We start from the raw sequence: 17,436 nt of genomic DNA on the forward strand, positions 1-17,436 counted from the left end.
CGTGCCTGGTGCTGTACCGCCCGTGAATACGGTCGCTTCCAGGCTCCTGCTGTGCAGGTTCGTGCGGGCGAGCCGGCTTTCTTGAGGAAGGGTTTCATGTCCAACACCTTGCGTTGCGGCGTTGCATTGTCGTGGCTTGTGCTATGTGCCGGGGCTTCGGCCCAGGCGCAGAACCTCACGGTCATTTCCTTTGGCGGGGCCACCAAGCAGGCCCAGGAAAAGGCCTATTTCCAGCCATTCAACCAGAGCGGGGCGGGCCGAGTGGTGGCCGGCGAGTACAACGGTGAACTGTCGAAGATCAAGGCCATGGTCGATGTCGGCAAGACCAGCTGGGACGTGGTCGAAGTGGAAAGCCCGGAACTGTTGCGCGGCTGCGACGAGGGCCTGTTCGAGCCTTTGGACCTGTCGCGTTTTGGTGATCCGGCGCAGTTCGTTCCAGGCACCCTGAGCGAGTGCGGTGTGGCGACCTATGTCTGGTCGATGGTCATGGCCTTTGCCCCGCAGAAATTGGCCAAGGCCCCGGGCTCCTGGGCGGACTTCTGGAACCTCAAGGACTTCCCTGGCAAGCGCGGCTTGCGCAAGAGCGCCAAGTACACCCTGGAGATCGCTCTGCTGGCGGACGGCGTCGCCCCCGAGCAGCTGTACCAGGTGCTCGGTACTGCGCAAGGGGTGACCCGGGCCTTCGCCAAACTGGATCAGATCAAGCCCTTTATCCAGTGGTGGGAAGCCGGGGCCCAGCCGCCCCAATGGCTGGTGGCCGGCGATGTGGTGATGAGCGCGGCCTATAACGGACGCATTGCCATGGCTCAGAAGGAGGGCATGCAGTTGAGCATTCTCTGGCCTCAGAGCCTGTACGACCCGGAGTACTGGGCCGTGGTCAAAGGTTCGCCGAACAAGGCCCTGGCCGAGGATTTCATCCTGTTCGCCAGTCAGCCCCAGGCGCAGAAGGTGTTCTCGCAGAACATTCCCTACGGCCCGGTCCACCGTCAGGCCTTGCCGCTGTTGCCTGAAACGGTGCAGCAGCAATTGCCGACCTATGAAGCCAACCTGAAAGGCGCGCGAGCGGTGGATGCGGCCTTCTGGGTCGACCATGGCGAGGAGTTGGAGCAGCGCTTCAACGCCTGGGCCGCGCGCTGACGGCATCCCCCCGCCGCCTTGAAAAACGCCGTGTTCACCCCGTGGACACGGCGTTCTTGTTGTGGGGCATCAGCAGCACACTCACTCCCGTGGCGCTTCAGCCGGCGGCGGGCTGGGTCAGCCAGTCGATAAACAGCGAAAACAGCTCGGCCTGGGAGCTGATGGCCAGTTTGGTGTAGAGATTCTTGCGGTGCATGCGCACGGTTTCCGGAGAGATCTGCAGCACCTTGGCGGTGGATTTCACCGAGTGGCCGCGCAGGATCAGGTGGGCAATCTCCCGCTCGCGGACCGTCAGCAGCGGATGGCCGAAACTCATGAAGGCAGCTTCGAGCTGCTGGTTGAGGTTGGCCGGTGCCCGGGTTGGCAAGCGATCGACCGGGGCCTGGCGCAGCAGTTGCTGCAGGCCGCCGGCAGTGCCGAAACGGCGCAACAGCTCGCGCACCAGCGGCTCCACGGCCCTTAGCAGGGCCAGGGGCGCGCTGGCGAATCGTGCGCCGCTCAGGCCCTGGAACATGCACAGGGAAATCTTGCTCTGGGGGTCGAGGTCGACGATGTAGTAGCTGTCCTCGGCACCTCCGGTCTTGAGGTAGTAGGTCTTGTAGTACTGGCTGCTGAAGAAGTCGTCCGGGGCGATTTCCGAGAGGTGGTAGAAGCCTTCCGCCAGGCCGTTTTCCACGGCTAGGCAAAAGGGATCCAGCAGGTAGCCCCGGGAGAAGTAGCGGTTGATGATCTCGTCGCGGTATTCGCCGACTATGCCTTGTTCGTGCAGCAACTGCGGCGGCAGGCCTTTGCGCTCCAGGCTGATCATCATGGATTCGATCGGGGTCAGGGCGTTCAGCGCTGCTGCCAGGCGGGGCAGGAATGTATCGTCGTCCACCGCCTGGAAAGCTTCGGCCAGGCCGGCATGCCAGGTCTGCAGGGCCTGGAGGGACGGAAGGGCGGAGGAGGTATCGGCAGGTGCGCTCATGCCCGGCAGTTTAACTGCCGGGCGCAGGCCGGGTAAGAGCCCGCGACAGGGCGCCGGGGGCATCGGTTGCAGGCGCGTCACCCCAGGTACTGACCGTCGCGACGCAGCTCGGCGGCGGCCTCCAGAATGCACTCGCGCAGGGTGTCGACGATCTGGTCGATCTGCTGGCGGTTGATGATCAGCGGCGGTGACATGACGTTGAGGTGGCCGATCGGGCGCACCAGCAAGCCCTTGGCCTGGGCCCGCAGGTGGATGCGCTCGGCGATGTTCAGGGCTTCCGGCAGCAGCGCCTTGCTCTGCTTGTCCGCAACGAATTCGACACAGGCCATCAGCCGCATGCAACGCACATTGCCCACCAGGGGCAATTCGGCCAGGGTCTGCAGGCGCTGCTCCATATAGCGCCCGACATCCTCGACATGGGCCAGCAGGTTCTCCCGCTCGATGATCTCGATGTTCTTCAGCGCTGCGACGCAGCTCACCGGGTGCCCGCTGTAGGTGAAGCCGTGGGTGAAGCAGCGCCCCTTGCCCGGCTCGCCGATCACCTGCCAGATGCGCTCGGAAAACAGGCAGGCCCCCAGGGGCAGGTAGCCCGACGTCAGGCCCTTGGCGGTGGTGATGATGTCCGGCTGCATGCCGAACACCTCCTGCGAGGCGAAGAAGGTGCCCAGACGTCCGAATGAGGTCACCACTTCGTCAGCCACATACAGCAGGTCGTAGCGCTGGCAGATTTCCCACATGCGCCGGTGATAACCCTCGGGCGGAATGATCACTCCGCCGGAGCCCATGATGGGTTCGGCGAAGAACGCTGCCACCTTGTCCGGGCCGATGGTGAGGATCTTGTCCTCGAACTCGGCCACCAGGAAATCGAGGAAATCCGCCTCGCTCATCCCGGCCGGGGCGCGGTAGTAGTTGGGGCAGGAGATGTGGTGGAACAGATCACTCATGAAGTCGAATTCGGGAGCGCGGTCGGCGGCCTTGTTACCGATGGACATGGTGAGGAAGGTGGAGCCGTGGTAGGCATTGATCCGTGAGATCACGTGCTTTTTCTCGTGCTTGCCGCGACTGTTCTGATAGAACTGCACCAGGCGGTAGGCCGTATCCACCGCGGTGGAGCCTCCGGTGGTGAGGAACACGTGATTCAGGTCGCCCGGCGCCAGGCTGGCGAGTTTTTCACAGAGCTGGATGGCGCTGACGTTGGCCATGTCGCAGAACGGATTGGAGTAGGCCAGTTGCCGCACCTGATCGGCGATGGCCTCGGCCATTTCCTCGCGTCCCAGGCCGATGTTGGTGCACCACATGCCACCGACCGCATCCAGGTAGCGCCGGCCGGCGGTGTCATAGATGTAGGCGCCTTCACCGGCGGCGATGTTCAGCGAACCCTGCTCGCGGTGTTCGTCGAACATGTGGAAACCGTGCATGTAATGCGCCTTGTCGGCGGCCACCAGCTTTGGCTCGTCTAACTGCTGGAAGAAGGTTGCGGATTGGATAGCCATGGGCTTCACCTCGGGTCAAAGCGTTGCGTGGACAGCGTGTGGGATCCGCACCGCCGGATCACTTGCCGATCTTCACCATGTTCCAGGTGCGAGTGATCAGGCGGGTACTGGCGGGTGACTGGATGGTCTGGGTAAACAGGCGCTCGCGGGTCTGGGCATCGGGGTAGATCGCCGGGTTGTCGCGCACTTCGGCGCTGAGCAGCGGTGTGGCCTTGAGGTTGGCATTGGCATAGCGGATGTAGTCGCTGACCTCGGCCATGACCTGGGGCTGCAACAGGTACTCGATAAAGGCGTGGGCATTGGCCGCATTCGGGGCGTCGGCGGGGATGTAGAAGTCGTCGAACCAGATCAGCGAACCTTCCCTGGGAATGAAGTAGTTAAGCTTGACCGGTGCTCCGGCTTCATTGGCGCGGGCCTGGGCCGTGGCGTAGTCGCCGGACCAGGTGGCACTCAGGCACAGCTCGCCATTGGCCAGGCCGTTGAGGTAGCTGGTGGAGTCGAACTTGCGGATGTAGGGGCGCACGGCCATCAAGGCGTCCTGCGCGGCCTTGAGATCGGCGGGCTCGGCGCTGTTGGGATTGCGCCCCAGCCAGGCCAGGACCAGCGGCAGGATATCGGTGGGCGAGTCCTGCAGAGTAACTCCGCAGTCGGCGAAGCGCGACACCACCTTGGGGTCGAACAGCATCGCCAGGGAACCGATGGGTGCATCCGGCATCCGCTCGCGGATCTTGTCGACGTTGTAGGTCACGCCATTGCTGCCCCAGGTGTAGGGCGCCGAATACTGCACGCCCGCGTCGTAGTTCTCCAGGCTCTTGAGTACCAGAGGGTCGAGATTGTGCCAGCTGGGTAGCAACTGCTTGTTCAACGGCTGGAACACCCGCGCCTTGATCAAGGGCGGCACCAGCGCGGCGTTGAGCACCACCAGGTCATAGCCGGAGCGCCCCGGAAGCAGCTTGCCCTGCACGGTCTCGTAGGAGTCGAAGGTGTCGTAGATCACCCTGATCCCGCTGGCCTTCTCGAAGCCGGCGAGGGTGTGCTCACCGATGTAGTCCGACCAGTTGTACAGGCGCAAGGTCTTGTCCGCGGACTCCTGGGCCTGCCCCCCGACTGCCGCCACCGCCAGAACCACGCCAAATACCGCAGGGAATGCTATGCGCATGCTGGAATTCCGCCTTGAACCTGATGGAAGGAGCCCGGGTCGAGCCGTTGGCGCTACTGTCCGCGAGCGGCCGGACACACGCCATAACCCGATCGGGTAGGTGGCAAGGTGCGGAAAGAGCAGCGAGCAATCCGCCGTCATCTGTGCAATCATCCAGCGCCGTTGCCCACTCCGACACGGATTTGCAGTTGCCCGGAAACCTGTAGAAACAGCCCGGCAGAAAAAATATCGAATAGGAGTTGCCAGGAATGGAAAACATGTCCATAATTGCGACCATTCCTCAGCGAGGAAACGGAAAAACTCTTTAAAAATCAAAGAGTTGCGAGATGAGGTTGATCTCGAAAGCCGTTCCAGTTTGTACGTGTTCAGTGTTGTTTTACGGTACTGGACACTTGGGGCCGAGTAGCAAAATGGTTATGCAGCGGATTGCAAATCCGCCTACGCCGGTTCGATTCCGACCTCGGCCTCCACCCTTGAAAACCCCGTAGATTAACGTCTACGGGGTTTTTTATTGCCTGCGTGAAAGTGCTGGCGAACCAAACTTTTCTATTTCGTCGGGTTCGCGATGGCTCCGATGCGAACGTAAGACGATTTCTCTGTTGGCTCTTGTTTTCGCAGACCGCTTATCGCGATAGGCCGCAATCATCGATGGTGCTATCGCATCAATCGGTATTTCTTCAAAAATCGGTTTTAGTTGTCGTAACTCGGCTTTGTTGTCCTGCCGTTCCAGCTGACAGCTGAGTAGGATTCACCGCGTGGAACGCCGCAATGTCGGCAGATCCGCGGGAGCGTGACGGTGATTGAGGCTTGGCCCGCTTGCTGCTCCCGGGCTGGGATGGTTACCGTTCTCTCTACAGGCATGACTTCGTCCTTGGCCCCTATAGCGGCTTGCTGGGGAGGGGTGGGTAGCCGCTGCTAAGGGGAATTAAGGGGGGGGGGGGAAAGAGTGCATGCTTCGACAAAAATCCACCCTGGAACTACTGTGATTGAAAGCGGCAAGGGTGGCCTCATCATGTTCAATCAATATCCAAATCAAAAATTTGCTCGGCGGCTGTTCTTTTCAGGGGGGTTATTGATGCTGGGCGTAGCGATCGCCGTCCTTGTTAGTACCGATTGGGTTGGATTTTTATTGACTGCTGTGGTCTCGAGTATCTTTTTCATACCCGCGTTCATCCTTAACGAAAAAGCCTTTGACCGCTTTGTAAAATCTGCGGACAAGATCAGCTTTCTAGCTCCCGTCATTCGATTTTTCAGCGGCTGAGATAGATGAGCGTTCGGTTTTTATGGGTGGAGTGCAAATGTACTCCTATCGGGATTTTTTGCCCTGGCGCTGCATCAGCGCATCAGTGACGTTGCCCAAGCCCAAGCCCAAGCCCATGTCCCGTGCCAACTGCCAGCCCTCGTCGTACAGCTCGGCCTTGTACTTGTCGCTTGTGGAACTGATGGGCGCTGCCGTCTTCATCGCACAAATCGGTGGCCTCGGGCATGGCGAACAGCACTTGGCCAGAGAACTCCATCTCTGAAACTCCTCCTTCAAGCAGCCATTCCAGGTACATCCCGTCATCGTTCTGGCAAGTTACGGCTACTGCCTGGATCAGGCTTGGTGACACTGGCCCAGCAGTCGGTATGGCAGGTTATTCACGCGGAAAAAGATCAAGAGGCGGTATAAATATATTGGCATGACGTCGTTTGGTGCGTGCTTTTCCCATAGTGCACAAGTAACGCGGAACGCACACGAAACCCTGAACCTGGCCACTGCGCCGGTTTTTTTATTGCATACGGAAGGACTACTCAGCAAAAGGAGTTTGCAGATGTTGAAAGAGTTCACTCCAGATCGTTCGAGTTAACGGCCTGATTGCGCGGCCGATGATATCAGTCGTTGAGGCGCTACAATCCGACCATTGCCGGATTGTAGGTCATAGCATGTTGGTAAGCTGTATTAATCGACAGCATCAACACAGTTGGTCGCTCCACGGCGCATGCATAGGCGATAACGCATTTTTTCCGCCCAGTACTTTCCTGCCGCCGTTACGTCGCTCCACTCGTCATAAGTACTGCTTTCGAACAGGCCGATAATTGGGCGACGCGAGCCTGTGCGGCGGTCGATTGCTGCGGCGACGATTTCACCTGTTTGTGAATCGTACATCTTGCCTTCGACGGTCACTTGACCGGTGGCGAGCGGTTGGCCGGTGGCTTGCGTCACTGCCTTCGTCGCTACTACTTTCGCTCCCGGAAGGCCTAGCGGAATGTACGAGGCGGCCTTGAGAGTGGTGTCGGCGGCTTCGGCATCGACGATCGCTACAGATATCTGCAGTGTATTCGGGCCGGGAGTCTGGACCATCTGATAATCCTTGCCAAACTGCTCATGCAACTGGTTATAGAAGCTTTGGGCGATCGCTTTGGCCTGGTCTTGAGGGACATCTTTCAATTTCGACTTGGAACCGACATACAGTTTGACCGGTTCGAGCAGCACTTTGGTGAAGCGAGTAAAGCTCGCTGTCGAGGCATATTTTGGATTGCGGTAAAGGCGCAGCGCTTCGCCGTCCTTGCCTTCTTTCATCAGCGGGTAGACGTCGGAAAGAAAGCCTGAACCATTGAGGTTATCTTCGCCCAGGGGGGTATTTCTGTCGGGTTGAGAAGTCGTTGAACAACCGGCCAGCGTGATGATTGCGACAGCGAGTGCCAATGAGCTCATGAGCGGCTTCATACAATTTTTCCTTTTTTAATGTATGGCGTGGGTGGACAAATTGAATCGTCCTGGGTCTTCCAGACACTTTCCAAGCTCGCAGCGTAGCGCGCTTCAGACTCTACCGGTGCCAGATTATGGTTGGAACTATGACGTCATGGAGGGTGGGTAAATTTGTGTAATTAGCACTGATTACTCATACGGTGTCAGATGCCCTGTATCTTTCGAATCACACGGGCAGAGCCGATTTCAGCGACTTCCCCATCCCCGGCTCTTCCATCTCCTATGTCCGACTGGTTGCGATCGATTTGCCGGGGATGATCTCTTTTTCGTACCGGTCGAATACGTAGCTCATCAGATGGTTGGGCTGGGGTGGCGTTCTGCGTTCCAGCCTGGCCCATTCCACTTTGGCCTGATCGAGGTAGGTGCCCAGTGGGATGTCCTTGCGTTTGCCGGCGGCGTGCCTGCCGTCGTAGTAGTACGCCGTCCAGATCTGGCCTTTCTTGCCCTTTTTGATACAACGCACCATGCGTGGCGGCAGGTCGCGGTTGGCTGTGGTTCTCTTGCGCAAGGGTCAGCTCACATTCGCGAGGTTGAGTGACCAAGTTTCAGTCTCGGCATTAGAGACCGAGGGTTTAACGCCAGCTACGTGACGAGATCTTCTAAGCAACTTCGAAGAGTGTGCAGCTCGGACACCGTCGATGTTGGTTAGAATGGCGTGTTGAAGTCTATTGCTCGCAAGGGAACCCCATGAGCACTGAAAAGCCAGAGCTTTTGTTCGTCCTTCAAAGGTTTCTAGATAATATTTATGAGAGGGCTTCGAGAAGCCAGAGTGTTCTACTCAAAAGAAATCATGGCCACTACACATATGCGAATGAAAGACTCTTCGTCTACGTGACGATCTTCCCTAAAGAGGTTGAGCTTGTTTTTGAGAGTCAGCAGGTAGGTGACGGAGTTTTTAGTATTGCTTTGGATATGTGCATGTCCAGTGGAGAAGTATTGGCTGGCGATCTGTTGTCTCTGAATGGGAGATGCGAGGAGATCAGCGCCGTATTGGCTTCGCAAGAAGACAGGGTGTTGGCCCAGTTGTTAAAGTGCTTGGACAACTGAGTCTCTTTTCAAAAGAGTGGACGCCGCAGGCGTTCCGGTTTGCCGGTTCGCGAGCGTCAAGTTTATGCAGTGGCTGCTCCTGGCCTGAAGCGCCGCTCATGACTGACCTCTTTTGAGCATTCGACGCCCCCAGGAAATCAGTTCCCCAATCAAATTCATGACCCGCATAGGCCGTGGGTTGCAGCCTTTCTAGGTGATGGCACTTGCGGAACGGATTTGTAACTAACTAGTTGAAATTATGAAGTGTTGTCTGGATTGCAAGTCCGCCTACGCTGGTTCGATTCCGACCTCGGCCTCCCCTTAAAAAACCCGTAGATTAACGTCTACGGGTTTTTTATTGCCTGGGATTTTTTTGGGGGGGGCTCCGCAGTTTTTCGAATCGCTTCCGCAACTCTGGGGGGCTTGCGACCGCCGTTTTCGTCAAAGGCATAGGACGGATGTGCTAGATAGCCCTTTGCTACATGTTCAGGGTGCGAAGCTATCGCCTTCAAAAATAACGGCAAAGGACCGCCCCCATGATCGCTTTTGCAAGGCAGCTTTTGCCTGCCGCATTACTGTGTAGTGCCCTCGCTGCCCAGGCGAGTGAAGTGCTGAAGGGCGACTACTGGGTCGTTCATTACCAGGGTGTCTTGGGCAAGAATCAGGTGTTCATCGCCGACGGCGACCCCACTCACATCGTCAATCGTCCAGGTGGCGCGAAATCATTGGGTGTCTATCAACTTTACGAAGAGCCCGGCAAACCCAACTTCACCGCTTACGATGTCGAAATCGATTGTGCGAAGAACCGCGTGCGCATCATGGGTGCGGCGGATTTTCGCAGCGTGTTCAATGATTTTCGCAATGTGAAGTATTCCAGCCAATGGCAGAGCAAACCTGACGCCTGGCTGGCACAAAGCCGTGACTTTGTCTGTAAGCCGACTGAACGCCAGGCCAAGAAGATGGAGCACTTGGGTGTGATGCCCGCGTCGCAAATGAGCAAGGCAGGGCCGCAGTTCTTCGAGATATTGAACCGGGAGGCAGCCAAGGCGGCCATCATGCAGAAGATAGATGAAGGGTTCGCGCAGATGTCTGCCAAGTAACGCGACCGTCAGGGAGAAGACCTTATGAACCGATTGTTTATGTTGGCCCTGCTCGCCACCTTGCTCAGTGGCTGCGCATCATTGTCGGCCAGCAGCGCCTGGAAAGATCGTCCGGTGGGCGAACTGATCGACTTCTTCGGCGTGCCAAGGCAGATCTTGGTGGCGCCGGAGGAAGATATGGTCGTGCTCAGATATGTACGTGACAGTAGCTATGTTTCACGTGAGGCAGCGGGTACTTACACGGGGCCGCAGAACGGGCAACTTGTGCACGCAGAATACTGGGAAGACGTGCAGCACTCAGGCAGTTGCGAAATCAATGTGTTCGTCAACAGAGCACGACTGGTGGAGAAGGTGAGAACTAAAGGGCGTTGTGTAGCGGTCCAGATGACGCCGGCAGGGTAGGAATGGCCACTGGCGAGGATGGATTCCGATTAGTATTTCAACTATTAGTGACGCCAATCAGGCTCAGCGGCTCGTACGAATAAGTACGCTGGCACCGTCCAAACCTCCGGACTCGCTGCACCAGCTCCGCCCTTAGACTTTCGGATGCAACTTGGGGCGCCAAACCATGCTGCGATGTGCTCCTCGGGGACATTTGGATCTCCCTCAATACCGACCACGACCGCAAGAAGGCCGTCTAGCTCGACTAAGTCACCACGTTGCCAATTTGTCATGCGCAGCCCCTTTGAAGTTTTTCGATTTTCAAGTCAGCTCGTTCGTCGGAATCGCGACACTCACCACAACTCAAGTCGGGAATGGCTGCCACCACCCTGCGATTCCGTCTTTTTCTTCTTCTGCTTAATTTTTGCTAAAGCAATGATATTTTTGCCTATAAAGCTATGAATTATAAGAATTATTTTTTGTGCGATCCATCAACTGCCGGGTTGGGTGGCTGAGTCTGCTACCCGTTGCTATAGATTGCGACTTGCATAGAAAAAAATAGCTTCACCCAGAAAGTCGACCATCTTTGGATGGTAGGCGTTATGAAATACCTTCATGTCGGGGTTGTCTCTATAGAACAAAGCCATCCCAATGTATGCCTTTTGAGAAGGAAGATAGAAGCGTGAGGCGATCGAATAGTGACGCGCTATGATTGCTTGAACTTCGGGCGATGCTGGAAACGAGCCATCTATCAGAGGGGTTAATTCCTTGTACAAGACATCCCAATCAATATGAGTTTGCGCTTTATCAACGTGTGACCAATTTTTCGTCTCGGCAAGGGACTTTGTTTGCTCTACCGTCAGTGCTTGTCGACATTGTTCGAGATATTCAGAGGCTGAATCTTGAAGAGTCATGGGGCTGCTCGTTTGGATAGAAAAATTGTTGTGTGCAACGGTGTAGGTTGATTATGACGCCCAACTACAAGTAGGTGACACATGTGGTGTAATTTTTTGCGCTGGTTGTGTCGCACAATGACCCTTGCCGCTCTGTAAGCGATTATCTAGCCTGCGCTTAATATCTAGATTGCGCCATGACTCAGGATGCAAAGCGATGCTGATGACAAAACTGCTTGGTTAAGTGCACGAGCAAATTTACTTCTCGTTTTATTGGGCTGGCATGGTGCTATCTGTCAGATAAAACCGATTTATCTTGGCGACCTTTCCTGCGTCACCCGGCTCCGGGACGCCTCCCTCCCCAGCGTTCCTGAGTGTATTTTCGGCTTTGCAACCAGTCTTCTGTCCGCATCAACATCGGCCAAATCAACGGTGGGTGGTCTTGCAGGCGCAGATTGATCTGGTGGTAGCGATACCGCACCTTGTGAGGGAGCCCATCAGGCTTATGCAGCAGGGCTAAGCGCTTCGGCTGCATTTTCATCGTTCGGTACGCGCTGCTGCTCTTCGAGCCATTGCCAGAGCAGCGGCCGGCGCTGCCTCAGCCACTCGGTGATACCTCGTTCGGGAAAGAGTGCTGCGGATGTAAACAGACCTTTTAGCCTATCGCGAGATCTGGCAAACAGCTGGTACGACCGAAGTAATGGAGATACAGCCTGACTCCCGCCTCTTGTTGATCTTGTGGATGATGCGGTGAAGTGCTCGCATCGCGATGATTGCAGGCAAGTGCCGCCTTCCGTGGCCGGTGGGTTTGGGGTGGGGGTTTAGATGCAGAGAATTAAAACAGTCGCAGGAGCCGGCCAGGTCTGTTCGGTCGCCTCCTGCTTTTCGCAACTCGCTCCGCTCCTAGCCTTGACCATGCAATGGGTCGCTCAGGCACGGAAAGCGAAGCGCCGTCCTTTGGGAAATTCCCTTGCCCGATGGACGAACATCGAGCAAAGGGTGCAATTACAGGTGGAAGTCGCCCGCAGCCTCCGGCTGGTAAAGCACTTTCCTGATCTCAATCCGGCGGGTCCGATCAGAAATTCGCCAGTCGATGGCGTCCCCCTCCTGATAACCAAGGATGGCGGCGCCTAGATCGGAATACACGGAATACTTCCCTGCGCTGCTGTCCGCGTCTTCTGGGTAGACCAAGGCCGCTTCGAACTCTTCGTCGTCCAGTTGCAGCAACGCCCTAGAGTTCATCGTGATGACATTGCGCGCCACCTGTTGCGGCTTGACGACAATGGCTCGCTCAAGCTCATGTTCGAGTTCAACAATCGCCGGGCCTTGCTCGAGCGCGATTAGGCTTTCGAGCCTGGCCTTGTCGATTTCAGTGATGTAGATCCTGGTGGAGTCGTCACCGGCTCCTTCGCGCAAGAACTGGAGATAGCGTCCCGCCGTCATGGACAATGACTTCAATGTCGGCGTTTCGCTCTCAAGCATAAAACCGCTACGCAGAAAGGCTTTCAGCGAGCGCGAGTTATCTGGGTGAATCTTGGCGATGAGCTTCTCGGCCAGCATGTCGAGGAAGGCCATTTTCATGCCTTCGCGAATCGTGCGGGTGCCAAGGTTTCGGCCCCATTTTTCGCAGTCTCCAATGGCCAGGACGATCTCGCAATTTGAGCCGGTCTTGATCAGGCGGACAAAGCCCACCGGGACGTCATGCCGGTCATAGGCCATGAAGAATCGGCCGCCCTGGTTGAATAGATGGGTCAGGATCGGCAACTGAGTCCGATCAATGGCTTGCTCAATGGAACGGGAGACATGAGGCGAGTCGCTCAGATAGCAGGTCACGCGCTCATCTTCCAACCAACTCATCAACTTCAGCGCGTGCGCCCGAGTTATTTCAGGGCACAGCGTAATGAAAGGCTTGTTCATCTTAACCACACTTCTCTGCAAAGGATGGAAGCCCTTCATGGCTATAGACATGACGGTTCTTCGGCAACCGGCCATTCTAAGATATATCGCGAGTAATGGCGAAGATCCCCGAGAATTTGCGCAAGCCTGCGTTTTGCTGAACCCGAACCAGTCAAGCGCTCAAGCCTCGACGAACTCGACGGTATTGAGAATGCTCGGCGCTGTATCGTTCTGGTCCTTGATCCGAGCCAGAGGTTCGTCACAAGCAGCTGCAGCAAATGTACGTGGAGGGCCTGGTAAAAAGTTTTAGTGTTTTGGGGGATTTGCCCAACCCCGCTTTTGGGGTGGTTACGAGAGTTTTGCGCGTTGTTCTCTGTGGGCCGTCGGCGCCTCCCCGAAGAGGGGAGGCGCTTCAGCTTGAGGAGCCTGTTGACCTATCAGGCGGATACCCGGTCCAGGCGGTCAACGCTTTACCATCAAACGGTGAATCGGCTGATCAGCACGCCAAATGAGGTCGCGAGTCGCGACAGTTCGGCGCTTGAAGCGCTGGTTTGATGGGCGCCTGTAGCGGTTTGTGCGGAAAGGTCCTGGATGTTGACCAGGTTACGGTCAACCTCACGTGCGACCTGAGCTTGTTCTTCAGCAGCACTTGCGATGACCAGGTTCTTTTCGTTGATGATGGAAACACCCTCGGTGATGCTGTCCAGGGCCTGGCCGGCCTCAATCGACTGGGCCCGTGTATCGGCGGCCAGTTCCTTGCTTTTGTTCATTGCAAGGACGGCTTCTTCAGCGCCCGAGCGGACCTGTTGCATCATCGATTCGATGTCCGCCGTCGAGGCCTGGGTCCGGTGGGCCAGCGCGCGCACTTCATCGGCCACCACGGCGAAGCCGCGACCCTGTTCACCCGCCCGGGCGGCTTCGATGGCCGCATTGAGGGCCAGGAGATTGGTCTGCTCGGCGATAGCCCTGATCACTTCAAGCACTTTTGTGATCTCGTTGACGCGGGTTGCAAGCACTTCAACCTTGCCGGTCGAGTTGGAAATCTCGTCCGCCATTGCTCCAACGGAGTCAACGGCTCTGCGCACTTGATCGCGGCCTTGCACGGCACTGCGACTGGTCTGCTCGGAGGCTTCTGAGGCGCCTGTGGCATTGCGGGCAACTTCTTCCACTGCCGCGGTCATTTCGTTGACTGCGGTTGCGGCTTGCTGAATCTCGTCATTCTGCCGCGTCATACCCCGTGAGCTTTCTTCCGTAACGGCGTTCAGCTCTTCGGATGCAGAGGCCAGCTGATCAGCAGCACTGCCGATCTCCTTGACCGTGGCCCGCAGGTTTTGCTGCATTTTATCCAGCGCGTTGAGCAGCGCACTGACCTCGTCCCGACCGCTGACCTGAATGCTCTTGGAAAGGTTTCCTTCCGCTACTTCCTCTGCGCTGTGTACAGCGATGGAAAGGGGGCGGGTGATCGAGCGGGTGATGATCATGCCCAGCGAGACGGCCGCGAGGAAAGCGATCAGCACCCCGATGCCCAATGTCCAGTAAGCGCTGGTAGTGGCGGTCTCGGCCGCGTCGGCGGCTTCACCGCTTTGGCGATAGTTGGAGGCAACTATGACTTGCAGCTGATCGATAATTCTCTTGGACGCCGGAGAAAGCTGCTGCTGGAAAATCTGCGTGGCGCTGTCAAGGTCGCCGGCTCTTGCCAGGGCGATGACCTTGTTCGCCCCCTGGACATAGGCCGGCCAGTCCTTTTCGAACTGATCGCCCGCCACGCGCTCGTCATCGGCGAGAGGCGTCTGACGGTACTCCTTGAAAAGCCGCTCAACTTCCCGCTGGTTTTCGGACATGGACTGTACGGCCGATTCGAACATCCCTGAATCTGCCTTGGTGTACTTAAGAAGCAGCGCCGCATGCAGATCCTTGGAGTATGCAAAAACACCGGCCCGAGCATTGCCCGTATTGTTAACGGACACCAGGTTATTGCTAACGATTGCGTTTATTGTTGTTTTTAGCGATGCAATACCCGAACGTCCCAAGAGCCCCACTCCCAGTGTGATGATGGCGCACACCACAAATGCAGAGATTAATCGCGTGGAAAGCTTGATGTTGCGTAATGCGTCCATAGGACCCTCGACGAACTCTTAGTTGGCTGGCCCAAGCTGGCTTGGGTTTACATGTATCCGCCGAGATCTCTATTAACTTTAACGACGAGCCGATTATTTTTTAGAGTATTCGTTAACTGGTTAAGTGTTTTTTCTGCAAGAGGATATAGGTTTAATTTGGAACTAGCGTGCAATATTAACGGTAAGTTTCCGTCAGGGCTCCTAGTTGGCGTCATGGACGATATCGATGTAGCGCCAATCAAGGGTTGGCGCCCAGGGCTGCGATGCTGCGGCCAGTGGCACCGATGCGAGACTTCTTGCCCGAAAAATCGGGGCTGTGTATCGGCAGGGTGCGTTCGCAGGCGGCCTAGGGGAGTCTGCGCAAGGCCTCGGCCATCGGAGGGCCGCCGATACCCAGGGCTTCGCGTGCACCGGCGGCATTGCGGCTGGTGCTGAAAATCTGTCGGCTTGCATCGCGGAGGAAGTCTCTATCTCGGTAAACTTGTTTTCCACGCAATTGAGTGCCGAGACCATTGCGAGTGATCCAGCGATTCGTCCACTGATTGTTTTTGCACTCGAAGCATTCAAGCACAAGATCGAGGGGCAAGAGGCGAACTAGCGTTGCCAGTACAGAGGTGCCACGGTGGGAGTACAGAGGTGCGTTGCGCAGTTGCGTTATTCTTGATGCCACGGTGGGTACGGTGACTTCTTCAGATGCTTATTAACGACCATCTATTTACCGCTAGTTGATCTGAAATGGACTTTTTACCCGCGGCGGCCAGTTTAAATTTTTACCTATCTATTACAATCGCTACACTAGAACTTGAACCGTACTATCCATAAGGTGGGAACGTGAAGCGTGACACACGCTTGGTTGTGCTGTTGCTGTTGGTCGTTGGTTGCTCCCTGGCGTCATTGACTGTCTGGAAAGTGTGGGCATCTCGAGAGCAGGTATTGAGGGATGTGAATGTCCATAGCTTGAATCTGACCCAGGCGCTGGCTACCTACTCCGAAGGCATTGTCCGCCAAAGCTCGGCGCTTTTGCTCGGGCTCGTCGAGCGCCTGGAAACCGAAGGGAGCGGCCCCACACAGATTCAGCGCCTGAGTAAGTTGATCCGCCGGCAAGAGTCGCTGATGCCACAGCTCAGTGGCGTCACCATCTACGATAATCAGGGCCGTTGGTTGATGTCTTCCAATCGGCCCATTCCTGCCGGGGCGAACAGCAGTGATCGGGCTTATTTCATTCATCATCGCGACGATCCATCCCGTGAGACCTTTATAGGGCCGCCCATCCAGAGCCGTACCAATCAGGAGTGGGTGATCACCCTCAGTCGGCGTTTCAATGATCCGCGCGGCGAGTTTGCCGGAGTGGTGGCGGTGACCTTGGGGATCGAAAACTTCCTGCGGTTGTTCGGCAAGATCGATGTCGGGCAGGAGGGGGCCATCGGCTTGTCCAATACCGATGGTACGTTGCTGGTTCGCTATCCCTTCCGTGAGCAGGATATGGGGCGCAACTTTTCCAAGTCGCCGATCTATGCCAAGTACCTTGTGGATCGATCCGTCGGTACCGCGTCGTTTACCTCCAGCCTGGACGGTGTCGAACGCCTTTATGCCTTTCGCAAGAGTGACCGGCTGCCTCTGATCACGACCGTTGCACTCGGCAAGCGAGAGGCCCTTGCCGCGTGGCGTATGGAGGCGCTGTTGTCGACGGTCGTAGTGGCGGGGCTGCTGGGGCTTACCGCGCTGATCGGTTGCTTCTTGATCCTGGATATTCGCCGGCGAACCGAGGTTGAAGGCCAGTTGCGAGGCGCCCAGCAGCAGTTGCTCTCATCCAATCGCCAGCTGGAGTTGCTGGCCATGAAGGATCCCCTGACGGGGCTGGCCAATCGGCGCTGCTTCGACGAGAGCCTTGCCACTGAAGCGCGACGTGCACAACGTGCCAATGCCTCCTTGGCTTTGATGATGATTGATATCGACCATTTCAAACTGTTTAACGATTCGCTCGGGCACGTAGCCGGAGACGCCTGCTTGCAGGCGGTTGGCAGAGTCCTGGAGGAGTGTGTGCGACGGCCGTCGGATCTGGTGGCCCGTTATGGCGGCGAGGAGATGGGCGTCATCATGCCGGATACCGACAGCGACGGTGCCAGGATAGTGGCGCAACTTATTCTCAGTCGCTTGGAGCAGGAGAACATTGCGCACACCTCCAGCCCGTTGGGACGTGTGAGTGTCAGCATTGGCATTGCGGCCGCCACGGGCGCGGAACTGAATCACTTGCAAGGACTGATCGAGGCGGCAGATCAGGCGCTGTACATTGCCAAGGCATCGGGACGTAACCGCTTTGCCGAGGCGAAGGTGGAGTAGGCGCTGCCAGGCAGGTTCAGCTGTCGGAGACCATAGCCGGGTCTTGAGTGGCTTCAGCCGCCAGTTTCAATCGGTCGGCCTTGCTGATGTAGGTCGACTTCTTTTTCGGTGCCAGTTTGGCGCTGGCCTTCTTGGCGTTGGCCTTCAGCAGTTGGTTTATTTTCTTGCGGCGATTCAT

16 protein-coding genes, 1 tRNA gene and 1 pseudogene are annotated in these 17,436 nt (G+C 56.9%); 7 read left to right on the forward strand and 11 right to left on the reverse strand.

Going from position 1 to position 17,436, the window contains the following annotated elements; all coding sequences use genetic code 11:
• Positions 1-96 precede the first annotated feature (96 nt).
• Positions 97-1,137: an ABC transporter substrate-binding protein gene (locus L1O02_RS13575; protein ID WP_235760068.1), complete on the forward strand. Its 1,041-nt coding sequence runs from the start codon at positions 97-99 to the stop codon at positions 1,135-1,137.
• Between the two features lie 97 nt (positions 1,138-1,234).
• On the opposite strand, the gene L1O02_RS13580 is transcribed toward L1O02_RS13575, so the two are convergent.
• The 3 genes from L1O02_RS13580 to L1O02_RS13590 all read right to left on the reverse strand — a co-directional run bounded on the left by L1O02_RS13580 (position 1,235) and on the right by L1O02_RS13590 (position 4,756).
• Positions 1,235-2,104 carry a helix-turn-helix transcriptional regulator gene (locus L1O02_RS13580; RefSeq protein ID WP_235760069.1) on the reverse strand — a complete coding sequence of 290 codons (870 nt, stop codon included), beginning with the start codon at positions 2,102-2,104 and terminating at the stop codon, positions 1,235-1,237.
• A 77-nt stretch (positions 2,105-2,181) separates the two neighbouring features.
• Positions 2,182-3,597 (reverse strand): aminotransferase, encoded by a 1,416-nt coding sequence (locus L1O02_RS13585; RefSeq protein WP_235760070.1) that lies wholly within the window; start codon positions 3,595-3,597, stop codon positions 2,182-2,184.
• Positions 3,598-3,655: 58 nt separating this feature from the next.
• Positions 3,656-4,756 (reverse strand): extracellular solute-binding protein, encoded by a 1,101-nt coding sequence (locus L1O02_RS13590; protein ID WP_060839766.1) that lies wholly within the window; start codon positions 4,754-4,756, stop codon positions 3,656-3,658.
• 396 nt (positions 4,757-5,152) lie between these two features.
• Here L1O02_RS13590 and L1O02_RS13595 point away from each other — a divergent pair.
• A tRNA-Cys gene (locus tag L1O02_RS13595) sits at positions 5,153-5,226 on the forward strand.
• 104 nt (positions 5,227-5,330) lie between these two features.
• Here L1O02_RS13595 and L1O02_RS13600 read toward each other — a convergent pair.
• Positions 5,331-5,480 (reverse strand): annotated as a pseudogene (locus L1O02_RS13600) (integrase); the annotation flags it as partial.
• A gap of 258 nt (positions 5,481-5,738) precedes the next feature.
• Between L1O02_RS13600 and L1O02_RS13605 the strand changes: the two are divergent.
• Complete coding sequence (locus L1O02_RS13605; RefSeq protein WP_235760071.1) at positions 5,739-6,017, forward strand: hypothetical protein; 279 nt, start codon at positions 5,739-5,741, stop codon at positions 6,015-6,017.
• Positions 6,018-6,062: 45 nt separating this feature from the next.
• Here the strand turns inward: L1O02_RS13605 and L1O02_RS13610 are convergent, their stop codons facing one another.
• From L1O02_RS13610 to L1O02_RS13620, 3 genes are all read right to left on the reverse strand, one after another.
• Entirely contained in the window at positions 6,063-6,218 is a 156-nt protein-coding gene (locus L1O02_RS13610) for a hypothetical protein (protein ID WP_235760072.1), read from the reverse strand.
• 477 nt (positions 6,219-6,695) lie between these two features.
• On the reverse strand, positions 6,696-7,463 hold the full coding sequence (locus L1O02_RS13615) for a DUF3313 domain-containing protein (RefSeq protein ID WP_129405645.1): 768 nt from the start codon (positions 7,461-7,463) through the stop codon (positions 6,696-6,698).
• A 262-nt stretch (positions 7,464-7,725) separates the two neighbouring features.
• Positions 7,726-8,013 carry a hypothetical protein gene (locus L1O02_RS13620; protein ID WP_235760073.1) on the reverse strand — a complete coding sequence of 96 codons (288 nt, stop codon included), beginning with the start codon at positions 8,011-8,013 and terminating at the stop codon, positions 7,726-7,728.
• Positions 8,014-8,192: 179 nt separating this feature from the next.
• Here L1O02_RS13620 and L1O02_RS13625 point away from each other — a divergent pair, with 179 nt between their 5' ends.
• From L1O02_RS13625 to L1O02_RS13635, 3 genes are all read left to right on the forward strand, one after another.
• The gene (locus L1O02_RS13625) at positions 8,193-8,552 is read left to right on the forward strand and encodes a hypothetical protein (RefSeq protein ID WP_060843870.1); all 360 of its coding nucleotides are present in this window, start codon (positions 8,193-8,195) and stop codon (positions 8,550-8,552) included.
• A gap of 515 nt (positions 8,553-9,067) precedes the next feature.
• Complete coding sequence (locus L1O02_RS13630; protein ID WP_235760074.1) at positions 9,068-9,631, forward strand: hypothetical protein; 564 nt, start codon at positions 9,068-9,070, stop codon at positions 9,629-9,631.
• Between the two features lie 24 nt (positions 9,632-9,655).
• On the forward strand, positions 9,656-10,033 hold the full coding sequence (locus L1O02_RS13635) for a hypothetical protein (RefSeq protein WP_235760075.1): 378 nt from the start codon (positions 9,656-9,658) through the stop codon (positions 10,031-10,033).
• A 509-nt stretch (positions 10,034-10,542) separates the two neighbouring features.
• Here the strand turns inward: L1O02_RS13635 and L1O02_RS13640 are convergent.
• The 3 genes from L1O02_RS13640 to L1O02_RS13650 form a co-directional block, all read right to left on the reverse strand.
• Positions 10,543-10,926, reverse strand: a complete 384-nt coding sequence (locus tag L1O02_RS13640; RefSeq protein WP_235760076.1) for a TipAS antibiotic-recognition domain-containing protein — start codon at positions 10,924-10,926, stop codon at positions 10,543-10,545.
• A 984-nt stretch (positions 10,927-11,910) separates the two neighbouring features.
• A complete protein-coding gene (locus L1O02_RS13645) occupies positions 11,911-12,873 on the reverse strand; it encodes a bifunctional GNAT family N-acetyltransferase/nucleoside diphosphate kinase regulator (RefSeq protein ID WP_235760077.1) in 963 nt (320 codons plus the stop codon).
• Positions 12,874-13,277: 404 nt separating this feature from the next.
• The gene (locus L1O02_RS13650) at positions 13,278-14,918 is read right to left on the reverse strand and encodes a methyl-accepting chemotaxis protein (protein ID WP_060839720.1); all 1,641 of its coding nucleotides are present in this window, start codon (positions 14,916-14,918) and stop codon (positions 13,278-13,280) included.
• Between the two features lie 831 nt (positions 14,919-15,749).
• On the opposite strand from L1O02_RS13650, the gene L1O02_RS13655 reads away from it, so the two are divergent.
• Positions 15,750-17,258: a diguanylate cyclase gene (locus L1O02_RS13655; RefSeq protein WP_060839718.1), complete on the forward strand. Its 1,509-nt coding sequence runs from the start codon at positions 15,750-15,752 to the stop codon at positions 17,256-17,258.
• Positions 17,259-17,274: 16 nt separating this feature from the next.
• On the opposite strand, the gene L1O02_RS13660 is transcribed toward L1O02_RS13655, so the two are convergent.
• Positions 17,275-17,436, reverse strand: coding sequence for a DUF2986 domain-containing protein (locus L1O02_RS13660; protein WP_235760078.1), 162 nt, complete (start codon positions 17,434-17,436; stop codon positions 17,275-17,277).

The sequence above is a fragment of the Pseudomonas sp. BC42 genome (genome assembly GCF_021560055.1).
Taxonomy (GTDB): Bacteria; Pseudomonadota; Gammaproteobacteria; order Pseudomonadales; family Pseudomonadaceae; genus Aquipseudomonas.

Excerpts from the sequence above, each read along its gene's own strand:
- L1O02_RS13575 (WP_235760068.1), top strand. The coding sequence starts at position 97 with ATGTCCAACACCTTGCGTTGCGGCGTTGCATTGTCGTGGCTTGTGCTA.
- L1O02_RS13650 (WP_060839720.1), bottom strand. The coding sequence starts at position 14,918 with ATGGACGCATTACGCAACATCAAGCTTTCCACGCGATTAATCTCTGCA.
- L1O02_RS13630 (WP_235760074.1), top strand. The coding sequence starts at position 9,068 with ATGATCGCTTTTGCAAGGCAGCTTTTGCCTGCCGCATTACTGTGTAGT.
- L1O02_RS13660 (WP_235760078.1), bottom strand. The coding sequence starts at position 17,436 with ATGAATCGCCGCAAGAAAATAAACCAACTGCTGAAGGCCAACGCCAAG.
- L1O02_RS13625 (WP_060843870.1), top strand. The coding sequence starts at position 8,193 with ATGAGCACTGAAAAGCCAGAGCTTTTGTTCGTCCTTCAAAGGTTTCTA.
- L1O02_RS13590 (WP_060839766.1), bottom strand. The coding sequence starts at position 4,756 with ATGCGCATAGCATTCCCTGCGGTATTTGGCGTGGTTCTGGCGGTGGCG.
- L1O02_RS13585 (WP_235760070.1), bottom strand. The coding sequence starts at position 3,597 with ATGGCTATCCAATCCGCAACCTTCTTCCAGCAGTTAGACGAGCCAAAG.
- L1O02_RS13635 (WP_235760075.1), top strand. The coding sequence starts at position 9,656 with ATGAACCGATTGTTTATGTTGGCCCTGCTCGCCACCTTGCTCAGTGGC.
- L1O02_RS13615 (WP_129405645.1), bottom strand. The coding sequence starts at position 7,463 with ATGAAGCCGCTCATGAGCTCATTGGCACTCGCTGTCGCAATCATCACG.
- L1O02_RS13610 (WP_235760072.1), bottom strand. The coding sequence starts at position 6,218 with ATGAAGACGGCAGCGCCCATCAGTTCCACAAGCGACAAGTACAAGGCC.
- L1O02_RS13640 (WP_235760076.1), bottom strand. The coding sequence starts at position 10,926 with ATGACTCTTCAAGATTCAGCCTCTGAATATCTCGAACAATGTCGACAA.
- L1O02_RS13580 (WP_235760069.1), bottom strand. The coding sequence starts at position 2,104 with ATGAGCGCACCTGCCGATACCTCCTCCGCCCTTCCGTCCCTCCAGGCC.
- L1O02_RS13645 (WP_235760077.1), bottom strand. The coding sequence starts at position 12,873 with ATGTCTATAGCCATGAAGGGCTTCCATCCTTTGCAGAGAAGTGTGGTT.